19 protein-coding genes are annotated in these 18,359 nt (G+C 73.0%); 18 read left to right on the top strand and 1 reads right to left on the bottom strand.

The genetic code is table 11. The features are described 5' to 3' along the window. Window positions 1-18: 18 nt before the first annotated feature. Entirely contained in the window at window positions 19-1,182 is a 1,164-nt protein-coding gene (locus AB0K35_RS24840; protein ID WP_363887973.1) for an FAD-dependent oxidoreductase, read from the top strand. Here AB0K35_RS24840 and AB0K35_RS24835 read toward each other — a convergent pair. Continuing rightward, window positions 1,152-1,616: an NUDIX domain-containing protein gene (locus AB0K35_RS24835; RefSeq protein ID WP_363887970.1), complete on the bottom strand. Its 465-nt coding sequence runs from the start codon at window positions 1,614-1,616 to the stop codon at window positions 1,152-1,154. The two genes, AB0K35_RS24840 and AB0K35_RS24835, sit on opposite strands and share 31 nt — an antisense overlap. 170 nt (window positions 1,617-1,786) lie before the next feature. On the opposite strand from AB0K35_RS24835, the gene AB0K35_RS24830 reads away from it, so the two are divergent. The 17 genes from AB0K35_RS24830 (at window position 1,787) to AB0K35_RS24750 (ending at window position 18,356) form a co-directional block, all read left to right on the top strand. Continuing rightward, on the top strand, window positions 1,787-2,569 hold the full coding sequence (locus tag AB0K35_RS24830) for a DUF3153 domain-containing protein (RefSeq protein WP_238670646.1): 783 nt from the start codon (window positions 1,787-1,789) through the stop codon (window positions 2,567-2,569). A 143-nt stretch (window positions 2,570-2,712) separates the two neighbouring features. After that, window positions 2,713-3,057, top strand: a complete 345-nt coding sequence (locus AB0K35_RS24825) for a hypothetical protein (protein WP_196923244.1) — start codon at window positions 2,713-2,715, stop codon at window positions 3,055-3,057. An 11-nt stretch (window positions 3,058-3,068) separates the two neighbouring features. Further along, window positions 3,069-3,677: a glycine zipper family protein gene (locus AB0K35_RS24820; RefSeq protein WP_238670645.1), complete on the top strand. Its 609-nt coding sequence runs from the start codon at window positions 3,069-3,071 to the stop codon at window positions 3,675-3,677. Further along, the gene (locus AB0K35_RS24815) at window positions 3,674-4,372 is read left to right on the top strand and encodes a carboxypeptidase-like regulatory domain-containing protein (RefSeq protein ID WP_363887967.1); all 699 of its coding nucleotides are present in this window, start codon (window positions 3,674-3,676) and stop codon (window positions 4,370-4,372) included. The genes AB0K35_RS24820 and AB0K35_RS24815 overlap by 4 nt, the downstream gene beginning before the upstream one ends. 23 nt (window positions 4,373-4,395) lie before the next feature. Next, window positions 4,396-5,646: a phage tail sheath subtilisin-like domain-containing protein gene (locus tag AB0K35_RS24810; RefSeq protein WP_363887965.1), complete on the top strand. Its 1,251-nt coding sequence runs from the start codon at window positions 4,396-4,398 to the stop codon at window positions 5,644-5,646. A gap of 1 nt (window position 5,647) precedes the next feature. Continuing rightward, complete coding sequence (locus tag AB0K35_RS24805; protein ID WP_030327509.1) at window positions 5,648-6,130, top strand: phage tail protein; 483 nt, start codon at window positions 5,648-5,650, stop codon at window positions 6,128-6,130. Then, entirely contained in the window at window positions 6,105-7,499 is a 1,395-nt protein-coding gene (locus AB0K35_RS24800) for a hypothetical protein (RefSeq protein WP_363887963.1), read from the top strand. The genes AB0K35_RS24805 and AB0K35_RS24800 overlap by 26 nt, the downstream gene beginning before the upstream one ends. Further along, window positions 7,499-8,371 (top strand): hypothetical protein, encoded by an 873-nt coding sequence (locus tag AB0K35_RS24795; RefSeq protein WP_363887960.1) that lies wholly within the window; start codon window positions 7,499-7,501, stop codon window positions 8,369-8,371. The genes AB0K35_RS24800 and AB0K35_RS24795 overlap by 1 nt, the downstream gene beginning before the upstream one ends. Next, window positions 8,368-9,960: a contractile injection system protein, VgrG/Pvc8 family gene (locus AB0K35_RS24790; RefSeq protein ID WP_363887958.1), complete on the top strand. Its 1,593-nt coding sequence runs from the start codon at window positions 8,368-8,370 to the stop codon at window positions 9,958-9,960. The genes AB0K35_RS24795 and AB0K35_RS24790 overlap by 4 nt, the downstream gene beginning before the upstream one ends. Beyond that, entirely contained in the window at window positions 9,960-10,298 is a 339-nt protein-coding gene (locus AB0K35_RS24785) for a hypothetical protein (protein WP_112700535.1), read from the top strand. The genes AB0K35_RS24790 and AB0K35_RS24785 overlap by 1 nt, the downstream gene beginning before the upstream one ends. Next, a complete protein-coding gene (locus tag AB0K35_RS24780; protein ID WP_030489705.1) occupies window positions 10,295-10,729 on the top strand; it encodes a GPW/gp25 family protein in 435 nt (144 codons plus the stop codon). The genes AB0K35_RS24785 and AB0K35_RS24780 overlap by 4 nt, the downstream gene beginning before the upstream one ends. Further along, window positions 10,726-13,398, top strand: coding sequence for a putative baseplate assembly protein (locus tag AB0K35_RS24775; RefSeq protein WP_363887956.1), 2,673 nt, complete (start codon window positions 10,726-10,728; stop codon window positions 13,396-13,398). Before AB0K35_RS24780 ends, AB0K35_RS24775 begins: the two co-directional genes overlap by 4 nt. Then, window positions 13,379-13,894, top strand: coding sequence for a phage tail protein (locus AB0K35_RS24770; protein ID WP_238670637.1), 516 nt, complete (start codon window positions 13,379-13,381; stop codon window positions 13,892-13,894). Before AB0K35_RS24775 ends, AB0K35_RS24770 begins: the two co-directional genes overlap by 20 nt. Further along, the gene (locus AB0K35_RS24765) at window positions 13,891-14,820 is read left to right on the top strand and encodes a hypothetical protein (RefSeq protein WP_363887953.1); all 930 of its coding nucleotides are present in this window, start codon (window positions 13,891-13,893) and stop codon (window positions 14,818-14,820) included. The genes AB0K35_RS24770 and AB0K35_RS24765 overlap by 4 nt, the downstream gene beginning before the upstream one ends. Next, the gene (locus tag AB0K35_RS24760; RefSeq protein ID WP_363887951.1) at window positions 14,817-15,278 is read left to right on the top strand and encodes a hypothetical protein; all 462 of its coding nucleotides are present in this window, start codon (window positions 14,817-14,819) and stop codon (window positions 15,276-15,278) included. The genes AB0K35_RS24765 and AB0K35_RS24760 overlap by 4 nt, the downstream gene beginning before the upstream one ends. A 30-nt stretch (window positions 15,279-15,308) precedes the next feature. Next, complete coding sequence (locus AB0K35_RS24755) at window positions 15,309-16,085, top strand: hypothetical protein (RefSeq protein WP_238670634.1); 777 nt, start codon at window positions 15,309-15,311, stop codon at window positions 16,083-16,085. Between the two features lie 48 nt (window positions 16,086-16,133). Continuing rightward, window positions 16,134-18,356, top strand: a complete 2,223-nt coding sequence (locus AB0K35_RS24750) for a hypothetical protein (RefSeq protein ID WP_363887948.1) — start codon at window positions 16,134-16,136, stop codon at window positions 18,354-18,356. Window positions 18,357-18,359 lie beyond the last annotated feature (3 nt).

Genomic DNA, 18,359 nt, shown 5'->3' with positions numbered 1-18,359 from the left:
TGTAGAAGGAGGATCGGCATGGACGACTCACACGCGGTGGTGGTGGGCGCCGGCATCGGCGGGTTGAGCGCGGCGCTCGCCCTGCACCGGCACGGGTGGCGGGTCACAGTGCTGGAGCGCGCCCCCGAAATGCGCGAGGTCGGTGCCGGCCTGAGCCTGATGGCCAACGCCGTACGCGGGGTGGACGCCCTCGGTCTCGGCCCGGCCCTGCGCCGGGGTGGACACGGTGAGGCACCCGGCGGAATGCGCGACCGGCACGGGCGGTGGCTGTCCCGGGTGGACGCCTCGGAGATGATCAGGCAGCTGGGCACCACGGCGCTCGGCGTACACCGGGCCACGCTGCACCGCACCCTGCGCGAGGCCCTGCCGGCGTCGGCCCTGCACACCAATGCCACGGTGGAGCACGTCGAGTCGGGCCCGGACCGCGCCGAGGTGCGCTACCAGAGGCCGGACGGCCCCCACACCCTCACCGCCGATCTGGTGGTCGGCGCCGACGGCCTGCGCAGCCGGGTCCGCGCCCAACTCTGGCCGCAACACCCCGGCCCGGTGTACGCCGGATCGACGACCTGGCGAGCGGCCATCGCGTTTCCCGATCCGATCCCGGCCGCCATCACCTGGGGGCCGGGAGCCGAGTTCGGCATGGTGCCGATCGGTGACGGCCAGCTCTACTGGTACGGGGCGCTGAACGCCCCGCCGGGCGGCCACGCCCCCGACGAACTGGCGGCCGTGCGGGAGCGCTTCGGCGACTGGCATGCCCCCATCCCGGAGCTTCTCGCCGCGACCCCGCCCGAAGCCGTCCTACGTAACGACATCCACTACCTGGCCGAGCCCCTGCCCTCGTACGTGCGGGGGCGGGTGGCGTTGCTCGGCGACGCCGCCCATCCCATGACACCCAACCTCGGGCAGGGCGCCGGGCAGGCGATCGAGGACGCGGTGGTGCTCGGCGCGGTCTGCGCCGGCGGCGCCAAGGAAGTACCCGCCGCCCTGGCCGCATACGACGAGCAGCGTCGACCACGCAGTCAGTCCGTCGCCCGTGCCTCCTACGTTGCCGGGCGGTTCGGACAGCAGCTGCAGAACCCGATTGCCTTCGCGATGCGGACCGTCGCGTTGCGGCTCATCCCGAGCCGGCTGGCCCTGCGCAGCATGGCTCGCTACGCGGACTGGCGACCACCGGCGGGCTGAGCCGGCCCGGCGATCCGGCCGGTGGCCAGGGCGGTGTACTCGGCTGAGGCGAGGAACTCGGTCAACACCTCCACTGTGCCCGGAGTCCACTGACGACCGTCGAGCACCTCGGCACCGGGGACGAAGAGCATCGCCGCGCCCTCGCCGAGCACCACGTCCTCCTGCCGGGCGCTGGTGCTGCCGAGGAAGTAGTGCTTCACCCGGGCCAGCTCGGGCAGCGACTGCACGGCGACCGGGCGCAGTGGGCCGTCGGCCCGCAGGCCGGTCTCCTCCCACAACTCCCGCTCGGCGGTCTGCTCCGGTGTCTCCCCCGGCTCGCCGTGGCCGCCGGGCAGCCCCCACACGTTCGGGTGGTGCGTCGCGTTGCCGTCGCGCAGTTGCAGCAGCAACTGCCCGTCGGGATCTACCAACAGGACGCACGCGACAATTCTCATCCGACCAGACTACGGCCGGCGAGGAACCGTCGCGGCCCCAAAGCTCCAGAATAGTCATTCGGGTCGCCGTCGGGGCTAATCAAAGGCGACAGTGCGCCGGTACAATCGGCGACTTCGTTGTGACCGATCGCTGACTGCTGATGGTGAAAGCGATCACACACACTGACCCCATGAACAGGAGAGTCAACCGCGGCAGGGCACTCCGCGTCGCGGTGTGCCTCCTTCTTCTCGCCGCGCTGAGCGGCTGCATGCAACTCAACATGGGGTTGACAGTCAACGCCGACGACACTGTCGACGGGCAGCTCCTGCTGACGGCCCAGAAGTCCGTGCTGAGTGGTCGTAACAAGAACCTCCCGGTCGCCTTCGCGGAGCTGCGGCAGAACATCCCCGCCCTACCGGCGGGCGAGGAAACCCTTTACCAGGACGACACTTTCTACGGGTCCCAGATCAGTTACCGCAAGGCGCCGCTGGCCGGGTTCGACACCGAGAGCGTGAAACTGGTCAGGGACGGGGATCTGTACCGCTTCACGCTGCCGCTCGATCCCAAGAAGTACGGCGGAAAGGTTGCGGAGCAGAATCCGCAAAATCAACAGGCGTTCCTCAAGCTGATGTCGTTCGAGATCTCGGTGACATTTCCCGGCCGGGTGATCGACAGCAATGGCACCGTCAACGGCCGTTCGGTCAGTTGGAAGGTCGACCCCAACCAGGAGAAGCCAGCCGAACTGCGGGCCGTGGCCGAGGCGCCAGCGCGACCGTCCTCCTCACCGGTTGCCGCTGGCGAGGAGGACGACAGCGGGTTCCCCTGGCTGCTGGTCGTCGGCGGTGTCCTCCTCCTGCTGCTGCTCGCCGCGGTGGGCGTACTCCTGGTTCGCCGCCGTCACCCCGCGGCGCCGGCTGCGCCCGGTCCGACCCCGCCGCCGGGCCCGCCCGCCGGCGCCCCGGGGCCCGGCTGATCCATCTGGTGGCCGGCTCAGCCGGCCACGCCCGGCCCCGGCCGCCCCCGAAACGACGGCGACCGGCCCCGGTGCTCCCCGCAGGGACACCGGACCTCACCACCACCACATCCCGGTCGCACCATCGCAGAAGGGGGATCGTCATGAACGATCTCTTCACCTGGGCAGCCCTGGGGACCATCGCCGGCGCGAGCGCCGCCACCCTGCTGGCCACCAACGTCATCGGCGGGCTGATCGGCCCGAGCGGCGACAAGCTCCGCAAGTGGATCGCCATCGCCATCGCGCTGCTGCTGTCCTACCTGACAGCGGCGTTCGCCGACGACGCCGGCGGCGAGAAGTGGGTCATCGCGTTCTTCAACGCGCTTGTCATCTTCTCCGCCGCGCTCGGCGTCAACCAGTTCCCGCCCGGCAACCGGCAGGCGACCCAACCGTCGCCGACCCAGGTTGCGCAGGGCCGTGAACCCCGAGTCTTCCGTTCCTGGGTCTGAGGGGTGCCGTCATGGTCTTCGGAATTCTCAGCGCAGCCATCCAGGTCGGCTTCGCCGCCCTGCTCGGCTTCCTCGCCGGTGGCTCGATCGGGCTGCTGATCGGCGCCGTCGTGGGCCTGGTGGTCGGCGCGGTCTTCGGCTGGTCGGTGGCCTCCGCCGGGGTGTACGCCTCGGACGCCCGCGGCATCTTCCTCTTCGTCGTCGACCACACCTGGAGTCTGCTCAACACTGTCGTCGGCGCCATCTACCTGACCGTGCACCTGATCTTCGGGCACTCACTGGACCGGCCCACGTCGCTGGGCAGCGGACGGGTCAGCGTGGTGGAGGGGGTCTCACCCCGCTACGCCACCACCATCGGCACCGTCTGCGCCGGCTCCAGCTCCGGGATCCAGCGGCATGAGGACGTGCACATCTTCCAGGGTCGCCTGCTCGGTCCGCTCTACATCCCCCTGGTGCTGGCCAACTACGTCCTGTTCACCATCGCGCCGGTGTGGCTGCTCTACCACGACCACACCAACGCGCCGATCAACCGCTTCACCCGGTACTTCGAGATCGGCGTCTACCCGCACGTGTGGAACGAAGCCATCGCGTACCGGATCCAGGGGACGCCGCCGCGATGACCACCCACGGGCGCGGACCGATCGAGACCGCCACCGCCGCGCTGGTCGCCTGGGTGACCAGCGCGGCGGGGGAACCGGTCCCGATCGGCCCGCCCCGCGCGTGCGACGACGCCGACGGGCTCACCCTCTGGCCGATGGAGCTGCGCACCGCCCGGCAGACCCGCTCCAGCGGCGCGGTCCGCGAACCGTACCGGTTCACTGTCCGCCACCTGCTGTGCGTCACCGGTCCGGCCGGGTTGCCCCGGCTGGACCGGGTACTCACCGCCGCGACCAGCGACGGCAGTTACCCGGTCGTGCTGGAGGCGGGCGATCCGGCACTGTGGACGGCATTCGGTACGGCGCCCCGACCGGCGCTGCTGATCGACGTGGCGGCGCAGGTGGAGCACCCGACTCCGGCCGCGCCACCGGTGCTGCAACCGCTGCGGTTGCGGCAACTCGACGTGCGCAGCCTCAGTGGGCGGGTGGTCGGCCCCCAGGAGCAGCCACTGGCCGCGATGCGGATCGAGCTACCCGCCACCGGGTCCGCCACCCGCACCGACACCGAGGGCCGGTTCCTGATCGTCGGAGTCCCGCACGACCCCGAGCACCCGGGCCCGGTCCGGCTGCGGCTGACCGGACGCGGGCTCGTCCTCACCGCCGACGTCGACCCCGCCGAGGACGACATCGTCATCGTCTGCGCGCCACCGACCCACTGACACCCACAGGCACAGGAGGACCGATGCCCAGTTACTTCTCCCCCGGCATCTATGTCGAGGAGGTCCCCAGCGGCGCCCGACCGATCGGGCCGGCGAGCACCAGCATCGCCGCCTTCGTCGGCGTCGCCCCGGACCGCTCCGCCCACCTGGGCAAGGCGGTGCCGGTCAACAACTGGACGGAGTTCCTGCGGCTCTTCGCCACCGGCGAGAGGGTGGAGAGCACCCCGCTGGCCCGGGCGGTCTTCGGCTTCCTGGACAACGGGGGCGCCCGCTGCTGGGTGGTGAACGTCGGCGAGGGTGGCGCGATCACCGGCAGCGGGCAACGCCGTGGCGGTCTGCAACTGCTGGAGGCCGTCGACGAGATCTCCATCATCGCCGCGCCCGGCTTCCACGACGTGGTGTCCCACGAGGCGCTGCTCAGCATGGCCGAACGCACCCGCACCATGGTGGCGATCTGCGACCCGGCGCCGGACATCGACGACATCTCCGCGTTGACCCGGGTGGCCACACCGTCCTCCGGCAAACCCCCGAAACCCGCCGAGGGTACGGGCGGCGGTCCCGGCGGCGGCACGGCCCAGCCGGGCGGCTCCGGCGGCCACGAGGGGGCCGCCTACCGGCCGCGACAGTCCGAGTTCGGCGCGTTCTACTACCCCTGGCTACGGGTGCGCGACCCGATCAGCGGCGAGTTGGAACTCACCCCGCCGAGCGGGCACCTGGCCGGCATCTGGGCCCGCACCGACGCCCTGCGCGGGGTGCACAAGGCACCGGCCAACGAACCGGTGCGCGGCGCCGTCGACCTGGGTTACCTGGTCACCCGACCGGAACACGACGTGCTCAACCCCAAAGGCGTCAACGTGATCCGCTACTTCGCCGGCGAGGGCATCCGCGTCTGGGGCGCCCGTACGCTCGCCGCCGAGGCCAGCGAGTGGCGCTACCTCAACGTCCGACGCCTCAGCATCGCCATCGAACAGGCCATCGCCAACGGCACCCGGTGGATGGTGTTCGAGCCCAACGACTTCACCCTCTGGCGTTCGATCCGGCGCGACATCGGGGCGTTCCTCACCCGGGTGTGGCGCGACGGCGCGTTGCTGGGGCGCAGCCCGGAGGAGGCGTTCTTCGTCAAGTGCGACGAGGAGACCAACCCGCCGGACGTCCGCGACGCGGGCATGGTGATCGCCCACATCGGCATCGCGGTCGTCAAGCCCGCCGAATTCGTGGTGTTCAAGCTGAGCCAGTGGGCCGGCGGAACCGAGACCGAGACGATCGGAGGCTGACATGCCCACCACCGCCACCCCGCAACCCGGGGCCCCTGTCGACCCGTACCGGGCGTACAACTTCCGACTGCTCATCAACGGCGTCACCAACGGCCACTTCACCGAGATGACCGGGTTGGAGGTGAACATCCCCGGGCAGCCGTACCGGGAGCACGGCCTGGGTCGGATGCGGATGGTGCCCGGCCAAGCCGAGTACGAGCCGGTGACGCTGCACTTCGGCCTCACCGCCTCCCGTGAGTTGTGGGACTGGGTGAACGCCACCGCCCAGGGCACTCTCAACCGGCGCAACGTGTCAGTGGTGCTGCTCGACTCGGTCGGGACGGCCGAGGTGCTGCGCTGGAACCTGATCGACGCCTGGCCGACCCGGTGGCGCGGGGCACACCTCAACACCCTCAGCCACGAGATCGCCATCGCCTCGCTGACCCTGCGCTACGAGGGCCTGGAGCTGGAGACCGGCGGTGCCACCGCGCCGACGCCCGCGTAGCTGGCTGGCCGGCCGGCTGCGCTCGGCGGCCGGGGCGGTGCAGCGCCTCGCCGTACGGGTCGAGCCCGCCGGCCACCTTCCGCCGCCGTCGCAGACGCCAGTGGTGGCCCCCCGCCGTTTCGGGGAGCCTCCACGGCACTGGCTGGACCTGGTCGCGGCCCACGCGCCAGGCCTGCTGCACGACCTGGACCTCGACCCGTCCCCGACCGGCAACGCCGAGGCCGGGGTCCGCAACGGCGGGCAGGGCGAGCCGGCCGCTCGGGTCGACGCCGACGGCGCGGACCCGGTCGCGAACGCCAGGTTCGGCAGGTCCGACAGGCTCGGCGACGCGGGAGACGTGGGCGGTCGGGGTGCGAGCGGAGACAAGGGGTCGACCAGGTCGCGGGCCGAGGGCCGAACCGGCAGGGCAGGCCACCCGTCACGAGCCGGTGACCAGCCCGACGGTACGGGCACCGGTGCTGCCTGCCCATCCGGCGACGGGACGCCCCCGACCAGCTCGGACCTGACCACCACGCCGGCCGGGTCCACCTGGCCGGACCCGTCGACCCCGCCAGCCGGTTCGACACGGCAGGCGGGACCGGGCGCGGCGGCGCCTCCGGTACTGCGAGCGGCCCGGGTCGACACCACGGCCCTCGACAGCACGGCCCTCGACGCGAGCGGGCTGCCCCGGGCGGATGGGCCCCGACAGCCGGTCCGTTCCATGGTCTTCGGGCCGCACGGGTCGCCGGGCAGTCGCCCGCGCCGGGCGGAGGCCGAAGCCACCCGAACCACCTCCCACCCGCACCCTGACGCACAGTGGCCCGACGAGGTCGCCCACCGGCGTTCCGCCGACTCGTCCACCGCACTACCCGCCGCCGATCGACTCTCGGCAGGTCACAACGGGTTCCGGGGCGACCCGGCGGACGGCCAGGCCCGGCTGAGAGGGGATGCGAGCGGGCACCCGCCTGGTGGTGCGCCGAGCACGGCGCGCACGTCGCGGGCGGACGCGGTGGCTGGGCACCGTTTCGTGAACGGGCCGACCCGGGGCGGGGTCGACGCATCCTGGGCGGGTGCGACGGTGACGAGCGGCGGGAACCCGTCATCATCCGCGCGCGGCGAACTGGATCGCCTCGGGGACGGTGGACCCTGGCTGGCCCTGCCCGGCGAACCGGCACCACCCGGGCCCGTGGCCCCGCTGCGCGACGCACTGACGGGAGCGGCCGCCGGCGGACGAGCGTCGGGCGTCGACGGGCCGTCGCCCAGCGCGGCGACGCGGAGTGTCGACCCATGGCCGGCACTGCCCGACGACACCGCACTGTGGTCGGTCGCCGGAGCGTCGGTGGACAACGCCCAGCTGACCCGACTGGACCGGGAACAGGCGGGTGACTGATGGAACGCGTCGCCTTCCTCATCGACTCCTCGGGCGTTCGGGTGGACTGCCTGCTCAACCCGGAGACCGTGCAGGTGACCCGGCTCGCCGGCGTACGCCAACGGGGTGCCGGCGGCGGGCAGCTCACCGGGTCCGGTCTGGCCGACGACCCGCTGGTCTTCACCGGCGGTGGCCGTACCGAGCTGGTGTTGGACCTGCTCTTCGACGTCGACTTCGTGGAGGCGCAACTGCGTCCGGCCGACGTCCGGGTGCTCACGCGTCCGCTGTGGATGCTGGCGGAGAATTCCACTGCCGAGCATGGATGGCTGCGACCGCCGTTGGTCCGGTTGGTCTGGGGCAAGACCTGGAACGTGCCGGGTGTGATCGTCGCGGTGGCGGAACGGTTCGACGCGTTCACCGGCACCGGGTCGCCGCGGCGGTCCTGGTTGCGGCTGAAGCTGGTCCGCGCCGCGGAGACGGCCGATCAGGCCGAGGCCGGCTTCGCCGAGGAGCTGGCCGCCGCGAGCACCCCGACCGCCGCGCCGGGCAGCGCGGTGATCGCCGCCGGTGACGGCGCGGCCGAGCCGGGTCGCTCCGGTGTGCGCTTCGACCTGCTGGCAAACGACGCGCTGGGCTCGCCACTGCGCTGGCGGCTGCTTGCCGAACACAACCGGATCACCGATCCCCTCGCCGTGCCGGCCGGCACCACCCTCGCCGTCCCACCGACCGCCGGCACCGCTTCGGTGACCGGGTTGGCGCGGTCGGTGGCGGGTGCGGTGGGCGCGGGAGCGTCGTACCTGGGCGCTTCGGTCGCCGGAGCGCCGTGGGACGGGGCCACCGGCCCGACCGGCTCGGTTCCGAGCGGGTCCGGCAGTCCCGGGGGTACGCCGTGACCAGCCTCGCGCCCCGAGCGTTGATCGTCCTGCTCGACGGCGTCGAGCTGGTCGGCGCGGCTCGTCAGCGGGTCCGCTCAGTGCGGGTGGCGGCCCGGCTCAACCAGCCCACCCAGGCCGAGTTGGTGCTCGCCACCACCGCCGGGACCGGCGCGTTCGACCCGGTGGTACGTCCCGGCACAGCGCTCGACGTACGGCTCGCCGACCACGCGGACGCCCTGTTCAGCGGCGAGGTCACCTGCGTGGAGGTGGAGTTCGCCGCCGACGGGGCGGCGGTGCTGCGGCTGCGGGCGTACGACCCGCTGCACCGGCTGCGCAAGCGGCAGGGGTTACGGGTCTTCACCGCGGTGACCGCCGTCGAGCTGGCCCGGGAACTGTGCGGCGCGGTGGGGCTGGCGGTGACCGCCGAGGTCGACGGCCCTCGGTTGGAGCGGCTGCTCCAACACCGGCACAGCGACCTGGAGCTGCTGCGCGAGGTGGCCGGCCGGGCCGGGCTGCACCTGGCCGCCGACGGTGACGGCGTCCGGCTGGTCACCCTCGCCGGCTACGGGGAGCCTGTCGCGTTGACGCTCGGCGCGGAGGTGCACACCCTGCGACTGTCCACGAACACCGACCAGGCCAGCGGTGCCAGTGCGGCACTGGGCTGGCACCCGCAGCGGGCCGAGGTGATCAGCCAGCAGGTCGACGAGGCGCGCTGCGGCCGACCCGCCGACGACCGCCCGGACCCGGCCGACGTGGGTGCCGGCGGCGTTCGCACCGCCGTGGACCAGCCCGGCCGCAGTGACGACGAGTTGGCGGCGCTGGCCCAGGCCCGGTTGGACACCCGTGCGGCGGCGCTGGCCACGGCCGAGGGGGTGGCCGAGGGCGATCCGGCGCTACGGCCGGGCCGGCGCGTCGACCTCGGCGGGGTGCCCGACCCGGTCGCCGGGACGTACGTGCTGACCGAGGTGGTGCACACGGTGGACGGCAACGGGCACCTGACCCGTTTCTCCACTGCGCCGCCGGCCACCCCGACGACCCCGGGCGGCGGGGCGGTGGTCACCCTCGGCAGCGTCACCGACGTCGCCGACCCGGACGGGCTGGGCCGGGTCCGGTTGACCCTGCCGGCGTACGGGGACCTCGACGCCGGCTGGCTCGCCGTGCTCTGCCCCGGGGCCGGGCCGGGCAAGGGTCTGGTGGCGCTGCCCGATCCGGGCGACACCGTGCTGGTGGTGCTGCCCGGCGGCGAGCCGGCCTCGGGCATCGTGCTCGGTTCGCTGTTCGGCGCCGTCGAGCCGTACGACGCGGGCATCGACGACGGAAGGGCCCGCCGCTGGACGATGCGCACCGCCGGCGGACAGTCGATCGTCGTCGACGACGTGCGGCGCAGCCTGCGGCTGGGCACCGAGGGCGGCAGCTTCCTGGAGCTGACCCCCGACCTGGCCACCCTGCACGCGGCGTCCGACCTGGTGATCTCCGCACCCGGCCGGGCCATTGTGGTGCGCGCCCGCAGCGTGGACTTCCTGCACGCCGACTCGACCGAGGACCCGACCACCGCGGCGGAGCAGGCCCGTTCGCTCGCCCGCGCCCACCACGAAGGAGGCGGCTGATGCGCTGGATCCACAGTGACTCCGTGATCACCTGCGATCACGACGGCCGGGTCGAGAACCGACCCTCGCGGCAGTGGGTGACCGTCACCGGTGTGCCAGTGCTCGTGGACGACGACCCGGAGGGACGCACCATCGTCGCCTGCCCGAACTACGGACCGACCATCAAGCCGTGTACGACGACGCTGACCGTCCGGGTCGGCTACAGCGACTGGATCCGCGTCGACGGGCACCGGGTGGTGCTGTCACACCTGGAGGGGTTCACCAACGGCACACCGCCGGGGTTGGTCAAGCACACGGTGCGCGACCCCCGCCAACAGTTCCTGGGGGCGGACCGATGAGGGCGTTCCGCTTCGTCGGCGCCGGCTTCGACGCCGGCCGCACCGGCGGGTTGGCGCTCACCGCGGCCGGCGGCCTGGCGATGACCGAGGGCGACGAGAGCGTACGGCAGGCGCTGTTCCTGCTCCTGTCGACCACGCCGGGCGAGCGGCTGATGCGACCCGGGTACGGCTCCCGGCTGCACCGGTTGGTCTTCGCGCCCAACGACGACACCACGGCCGGCCTGGCCATTCACTACGTCCGGCAGGCCATCGCCCGGTGGGAGCCCCGGGTCGAGGTGATCGACGTGGACGCCGGTCCGGACCCGGACGACGCGTGGCGGTTGGTGATCCGGTTGGACTACCGGGTGCGGGCCAGCCTGACCCCCGGGCAACTGGTCTTCTCAGTGGATCTGCTCCCGGTCGACGAGCCCGCTCAGGGAGGAGCATCATGACGCTGCCCGTGCCGCACCTGGACGATCGCGGCTTCCTCGACCTGGTCACCGAGGCCCGGGAACGGATCCGGCAGTCCTGCCCGGCGTGGACCGACCTGTCGGCGCACGACCCCGGCATGGCACTGGTGGAGACGTTCGCGCACCTCACCGAGGTGATGATCTACCGGTTGAACCAGTTGCCGGAGAAGGCGTACGTCTCGTTTCTTAACCTGCTCGGGGTCACCCGGCACGCGCCGACAGCGGCCTGGGCGGACGTCCGGTTCACCCGTACCGGCACCGACCGCGGTGCGGTCCGGATCCCGGCCGGGCTGCGGGTCGCCGCGGCCCGGGGCGCGGACCCTCGGCCTGTCGTGTTCGTCACCACCGAGCCGACGCTGCTGCCTGCCGACGAGGCGTCGGTGACGGTGCGGATGCACCACTGCGAGCCGGTCGAGGCCGAGTTGCTCGGGGTCGGCACCGGCCAGCCGGGGCAGGTTCTGCGCGCGACGCGCGCGCCGCTGACACGCACCGCCGAGGCGCTGGACCTGCTGCTCGGGGTGGAGGTGCCGGCCGGCACTGTCGAGCTGGGTGCGGCGGCCCGCGAGCACGACTCCCGTACGTTCGAGATCTGGCAGCCGGTGGACAGCTTCGCCGGGCTCGGTCCGCAGGCCAAGGCGTACCTTGTCGATCGCTGCTCCGGCACTGTCATCTTCGCTCCGGCCCTCGACCTGCGACCCCCGGCCGGGGCGACCCCGCACGGCGGGGCCACTGCCGACGCGGCAGCACCGGCGAGCACCGTAGCGCCGGTGACCGTCGCGGCGGTGCCGCCGGCCGGACGGCAGATCCGGCTCTGGTACCGCGCCGGTGGCGGGCCCACCGGCAACGTGGCGGCGGGCACGCTGACCAGCCTGCGCGACCCGCTACCGGGGGTACGCGTGGACAACCCCGCCCCGGCGGCCGGGGGCCGGGAGATGGAGGCGCTGGAGTCGGTGCTGCTACGCGGCCCGTACGAGTTCTTCGCCCAGCAACGGGCGGTCACCGCCCGCGACTTCGAGATCCTCGCGACCAGTTCCGGCGCGGTGGCGCGGGCGCGGGCGTTCACCCGCGCGGCGGTGTACAGCTTCGCCCAGCCGGGCGAGGTCGAGGTGGTGCTGGTGCCGTACGTGCCGGAGGCGGCCCGACCGGGCGGTCGGCTGCCGGTGGCGTTGCTGCGCGAGCACGAGGTACCCGAGGCGCGCCATCGGGTCGAGGCGGACCTGGAGGAACGCCGGATGGTCGGCATCCGCTCCCGGGCCACCTGGGCGAGGTTCAAGGCGGTGTCCGTGCGGGCCCGGGTGGTGGTCCGCCGCGAGGAGGACGTGGACGCGGTCCGTCGCCGCATCCACGACCGGCTGCACCAGACGTTGAGCCCGCTGCCCACCGCGCTCAACCCGACCGGTTGGCCGTTCGGCGAGCCACTGCGGGCCTCCAACGTGTACCGGCTGCTGGAGCACGCCGAGCCGGGGGTGCGCTACGTCGAGTCGGTGCGGTTCGTGGTCGACGAGGCCCCCGACGCCGACGTCCGCGCCCTCGCCGTGGACCAGTACCAGCCGCGCACCTGGTACGCCGGGCGCGGCCCGGTGCTGTTCCGCTCCAGCAACGGCGGCTCGGGTTGGGAGCCGGCCGGTCGGTTCGACGGCGAGACGGTGCTGCGGGTCGCGCCCGCGCCCGCGCCGGTACGGCCGGGCATCGTCGCGCGTCCCGGTTCGGTGGCGGTGGTGACGCTGCGCGCCTCGGGCGGCTCCCGGGTGCACCTGAGCACCGACCTGGGCGAGACGTGGTCGTTGCTCACCGACCTGGACTCGCGGATCTCCGACGTGGCCTGGTTGGACCGCGACGGCGCCGGCGCGCTGCTGGTGGCCACCGACACCGGCCTGTACGAGGTGTCGCTGCTGCCCGGGGCGGTGCCGTTGCAGATCCTGGTCGACCCCACCGACGCCGACCGGGGCTTCTACGCGGTCCGCACGTTCGTCTCCGAGCGGGGCGCGCCGGGAGTGGCGGTGGCGGCGCAGGCCAGCTTCGGGGTGTACCTGTCGACAGGCGGCGGCCGGCCCGGCAGCTTCGGTCACGTCGGTCTGGCCAACGTGGACAACCGGGTCCTCGCCGTGCAGTACGACGGCCCGGCCACCCTGCTGTGGAGCGGCGCCGGCGAACCGGACCCGAAGAAGCCCGGCCAGGGCTGCCACCGCACCCGGCTGTTCGAGTCCGACGTGAAGTGGCAGTCGATGCAGGCCGGGTGGATCGGCGGCACCTGCCGCGACCTCGCGTTCACCGGTCAGCAGGCGGTGGCGGCCACGCAGAGCGGCGGGGTGCTGAGGCTGGACACCCTGGCCGCCCAGCCGCAGTGGCAGGCGGTATCTGTCAACTGCGGGTTGCCGTTGCGGGACCGGACTCGGTTCGTGCCGGTCGACGCCATCGCGGTGAGCGGCTCGACGGCCGGGGGCGCCGCGGCTGGCGGCACCGGCCCGACGGAGCGGCTGATCCTGGCCGGCGGCGAACGCGGCGTACACCGCAGCGCCGACGCCGTCACCTGGACGCCCAGCGCCAACCAGGCCACCGCCGACGTGGTGACCGTCCCCGACACCTGGCTGCTCTGCTCCGGCGAGCACGACATCGAGGTGGTGCGCCAGGATGCGACGCTCGGCGATTGAGCGGCTGCTGCCCGCCGCCTACCAGCGGGCCTGCGTGCCGGGCAGCGTGCTCTGGGCGCTGCTGGACGTGATGGAGGGGCTGCACGCCCCGGACGAGGCGATCCTCGCCGAGGTGGACGCGCTGTTCGACCCGTACCGTGCGCCGGACGGACTGGTGGTGCGGCTCACCCGTTGGGTGGCGATGGACCACGTGGTGACCTCGCCCCGGCCGGACACCCCGCTGCCGCTGCCGGTGGGTCGGCTGCGCGACCTGGTGGCCAACGCCGCCCTGCTGGCCCGCTGGCGCGGCACCCCGTACGGAATGCGACGAGCCCTGGAACTGGCCACCGGGGCGTCGGGCTTCGTCATCGACGAGCCCGCCGAGCGGGCCTTCCACGTCGTGGTGCGGGTGCCGGTCGCCGCCGCCGGTCAGCTCGCCGTGATCACCCGCATCGTCGAGGCGGAGAAACCCGCGTCGGCCACCGTCGAGATCGTCCTGGAAGAGGAGTCGTCATGACCACCGAGTGGGCGGTCGTCGCCGCCGCCGAGCAGTTCACGGTCGACCCGCGCAACAGCGGCGAGCTGACCTTCACCGTGTCCAACCCGGGCAACGCGCCGGACACCGTGGTGTTCGACGTGGCACCCGGTGACGGCTCCCAGCGGGCGTGGTTCACCGTCGCCGAACCCCAACGGGTGGTACCCGGCCAGGGCTCGGTGTCGTTCCTGGTCAAGCTCGCCGTGCCGGCCGGCACCCCGCCCCGGCGCTACGACATGACCGGGTTCGCGTACTCGGCGAACACCGCGCCGGAGGAGAGTTCCCGCTCCAGCGGCCGGGTCACCTACGAGGTGCGGGCGGTAGCGCCGCCGCGGCGTACCCCGTGGTTGTGGATCGCCGCGGCGGCGGCGTTGGTGCTGGTGGTGGTCGCCGTGGGGGTGGTGCTGCTGACCCGCGACGGCGAACCGACCCCCGGCGAGCCGCGGGTGGTCACCGTCGAGGCAGAGAGCCTGGTGCCGGGCGCGGTGGTGGACTCGCCGGCGAAGAACGGGGCGAAGGTGGAGGCGCAGCCCAACTGCTGCGGGGTGACCTGGTCCGGCGACAGGCAGTTGTTCTTCCAGGGGTTGGCCATCGGCGACAAGGTCACCGTGACGGTGCAGATCCCGGCCGACGGCACCTGGCGTTTCGCCGCGGTACGCACCACCTCCCTCGACTACGCCAACACCGTCTTCGTCATCGACGGCACCCAGGTCGGCGGGACGTTCCTCGGCTTCACGCCAACGGTGCGCAAGACGGAATTCCTCGACGTCGGCGCGGTCCGGCTCGCCAAGGGCCCCCACCAGGTCACGCTGCTGGTGGTCGGCAAGACGCAGGGCACGAACCGCTACTTCGCGGGCGTCGACGAGATCCGGTTCACCGAGATCGTGGCGAAGGCAGTGGCCCGATGAGTGGACGGCAGAAGGCGGTGCTGGGGCTGCTCGCCGTCCTGCTGGTGGCGCTGTTCGTGGTCGCGGTCGGCGCGGGCCGCGACGACCGGGGTGATCCGGGGGCCCGCCACGGGTTCGTCGACCGGTTGGGCGCGCTGGGCGGCGAGCGTTCCGCTGTGGATCCGGCGAGGGTCAGCGCCGACTGCGCCGACGAGGCGGGCCGGCTGGAGTTCTCCGGCAACTGCGTGGTGCGGGTCGCGGACCCCGGCGGGTTGCGCACCCTGGTGCTGCGCAGCGCGGCCCGGTTCACCGTCGTCGCCCCGGCGCCCGGCGACGCCGACCTCACCATCCGCGACGAGGTCGAGCCGGCGGCGGACGGCACCGGCGCGGTGGCGAAGATCGCCGTCGACCAGGCCAGCGAGGTGGGCCTGGTCTGCCCCGGCCTGGGCGGCTGCACTGTCGTCGTGGCCACGTCCTGACCCGACAGGGACCGAGAGGAAGGTGCCGCCGTGGGTGACCTGCGCAAGCCGTTCCTGCTGATGGCCATGCTCGCCATCGTCCTGGCGATCGGGGTGGAACTCGGTGCCGGGCTGCTGCTCGGCGGCGCCGACGCCGGCGCGGCCCTCACCGACAGCGCCGGCGCGCTGGACGTGGAGATCGACGACGTGTCCGGGGTCAGCGAACCGTCCGGCCGGGGCACCGGCTACCTGGCGTTGATCGACGCGGTGGCGGTCTGGAGCACCGGGCTGTTCTGCCTGGGCCTGCTGCTGCCCGAGCGCGTCCAGGGTCGAGTCCAGGGCGTCGCCAGCCTGATCTTCTCGATCATCCTGATCATCGTCGGGCTGATCGCGCTGGTTGTCGCGTTCGTGGAGCTGTCCATCATGGTGTCGCTGTTCCTGGCCGTCCCGTTCGGCACCCTGGCGTACCTGGCGCTGTGGGGTTTCTTCCCGGTCGGCGAGGCGGCGGTGCTGCTCGGGCTGGTGCTGCTGCTCAAGCTGGTGTGGGCCGGGATGCTGGTGCTGGCGCAGCCGCGTTTCCTGCAGAACAAGGGCCTCGTCCTGCTGATCCTCACCACCCTGCTGTGCACTGTGGTGCTGGAGTTCCTGCACAACCTGGTGCCGGTGATCCTGGTCAGCATCGTCGACGACGTGGCGGCACTGGTCTTCGCGATCATCGCGATCATCTGGGGGCTGGTGCTGTTGATCGGCTCCATCCCGGCGATCGTCAAGGCCGTCCGGGTGACCGCGGCCCTACCAGCCCGCACCACCACCCCCTCGCCCCGTTGATTTGCCGTATCAGCAGCGGCCCGGTGGATTGTCTGTGACCCTGACGGCGTGGACAGGACGCCGGGGCGCGACGCCGTGGAGCTGCGCGTACACGGCATCTCCGGGGTCACCGCCGAACGGATCCTCGACCACCCGATCGTGGTCCGGGTCGCCGGAGACGCGCACGCCGGCTTCTTCCGGCCCCGGCCGGGCAGCGGCACCGCCGGCGGGGCCACCGGCGGAGTCGCCGTCGAGGCGTACCGCTGGGGTTCGTTGACCGCCGGCGCGGCGGTCCGGACGGCATCGATGTTGCTGCTGCTGCCCTTCATGCTGAGCAACCTGGCGATCTGGCTCCGCCCGCCGGGGCACGACCGGTGGGGGCTGCTCGGCGCGCTGTGCCGGTTGCTCGCCGGCACCCTGACGGCCACGTTCGTGCTGGCGTCCGTGGGCGTCACGCTGGACCTGGTCGGCTGGCAGTGTGTGCCGTACCCCGGGTGCCGGGCCAGCCGCCCCTACCTGGCCTGGCTGCACGCCCTCCCGACCGGACCCCGACTGGCCCTGCTGTCGATCGTTCCGCTGCTGGCGCTGCGGGTCGTCTGGGCCATCGGCACCAGGTCGGCGCGGGCCTTCGAGGGGTTCGGCCCGTCGTCGGCGCAACGCCTGGCCGGTGAACGGACCGAGAGCCTGACCGACCCCGGCTTCTGGCAGGACGAACAGACCACCGGTTGGCTGCGCCAGCTCCACGTGGTGCTGGGCGTCGGGACACTGAACGTCGCCCTGCTCGCCGGCATCGCACCGGGTGGGGTGGGCGCGCCCGGTCACGGCGTGCTGTTCGGGATCGCCGTCGGGCTGCTCGTGGTCGAGGTGGTCCTGCTCGCCCTTCCCGTGCCGGCCAGCCCGGCGAGGGCGCGACGGCTCCTGCGCCCCCTCTGGGCGGCCACCGCTGTGGTGACCGTGTGCTGCCTCGGCACTGCCACGCTCGCGGACCCGGCACCGGCCGGTCTGGGCAAGCTGCCCGGGTACGAGGGCGCCGCCGCCGGGGTGGTCGCCACGCAGGGCGTCCTGCTGGTCGTGCTCACCATCGTCACGTACACCCGACAGCGTGCCGCCCGCGACGACGAGCGCCCCTTCCTGCGCGGGCTCGGCACCCCGATCGCGGCGGCGGCGGCCGTGAGCGTCGGCGCGGCCTTCACCGCGACCCTGGTGTACCGCGTCGCGGACGCCCTCGACCACGGCGACATCCCCGATCCGATCCGACCCAACCCGCCGGTGGTCGGCCCGCTGGAACCGCCGGTGGCCTACTGGTGGGCGGCCCTCGCCGGGCTCGCCGCGCTGCTGATCGGCGCGGCGGTGACCTCGGCCACCCTTCTGCTGAGCCGTCGGCGACGACGGAGACTGGCGGCGCGGATCATCGAACGGGACTACCCCGACGTGCCGGCGCAGGACCGGCGCCGGCTGAGCCTGGTCCGGGAGACCATCGCCCGGTCGCGGATCACCGAGGAGCTCGGCCCGGTGCTGATCGCGTTCCTGGTGATCGCGTCGCTCGGGCTGGCCACCGTCGCCTTCGACGTGATCGGGATCGGTCCCACCCAGCTCGCGGCCCGCCTCGGCGGGCACGGGGGCGCGTTCGCCGTGCTCGCCGCGTACGTCACCGACGCCGGAGTCTGGGTGATCAGCCTGTTGGTGATCTGCCTCATGATCCTCGGTTTCCGGGCGTACCGGTCCGCCCAGACCCGGCGGGTGGTGGCGGTGCTGTGGGACCTCGGCACGTTCTGGCCCCGAACCGTCCACCCGTTCGCGCCGCCCTGCTACGCCGCCCGCGCTGTCCCGGAGCTGGCGAAACGGGTCACCGGGCTCACCGCGCGGGGACCGGTGGTCATCTCCGGGCACAGCCACGGCTCGGTGCTCGCCGCCGCCACCATCCTGCAACTACCGCCGTCCGTGCTGGCCCGGGTGTCGCTGTTGACCTACGGCTCACCGCTGCAACGCACCTACGCGCGGCTCTACCCGGCGTACCTCGGGCCGCGGACGCTCCGCGACCTGGGCGAGCGGATCGGGTGGCGGTGGCGCAACCTGTGGCGTGACACCGACCCGATCGGTGGGCCGATCTTTCCTCCGGGCCCGGACGGAGCACCGCCCGGCGTCGACGTCGACATTCGACTGCGTGACCCCCGCAGCCTGACCATCGACCCGGCGGACACCGTGCCGCCGCCGATCGAAGGGCACTGGCCCTACCACACCCAGGCCGCGTACCAGGTGGCCGTCCGCGAGCTGACCGACCGCTCGCGCTGACCG

It is taken from the genome of Micromonospora sp. NPDC053740, assembly GCF_040677775.1.
GTDB classification, from domain to species: domain Bacteria; phylum Actinomycetota; class Actinomycetes; order Mycobacteriales; family Micromonosporaceae; genus Micromonospora; species Micromonospora alfalfae.
This window is presented reverse-complemented; position numbering and strand designations above follow the sequence as displayed.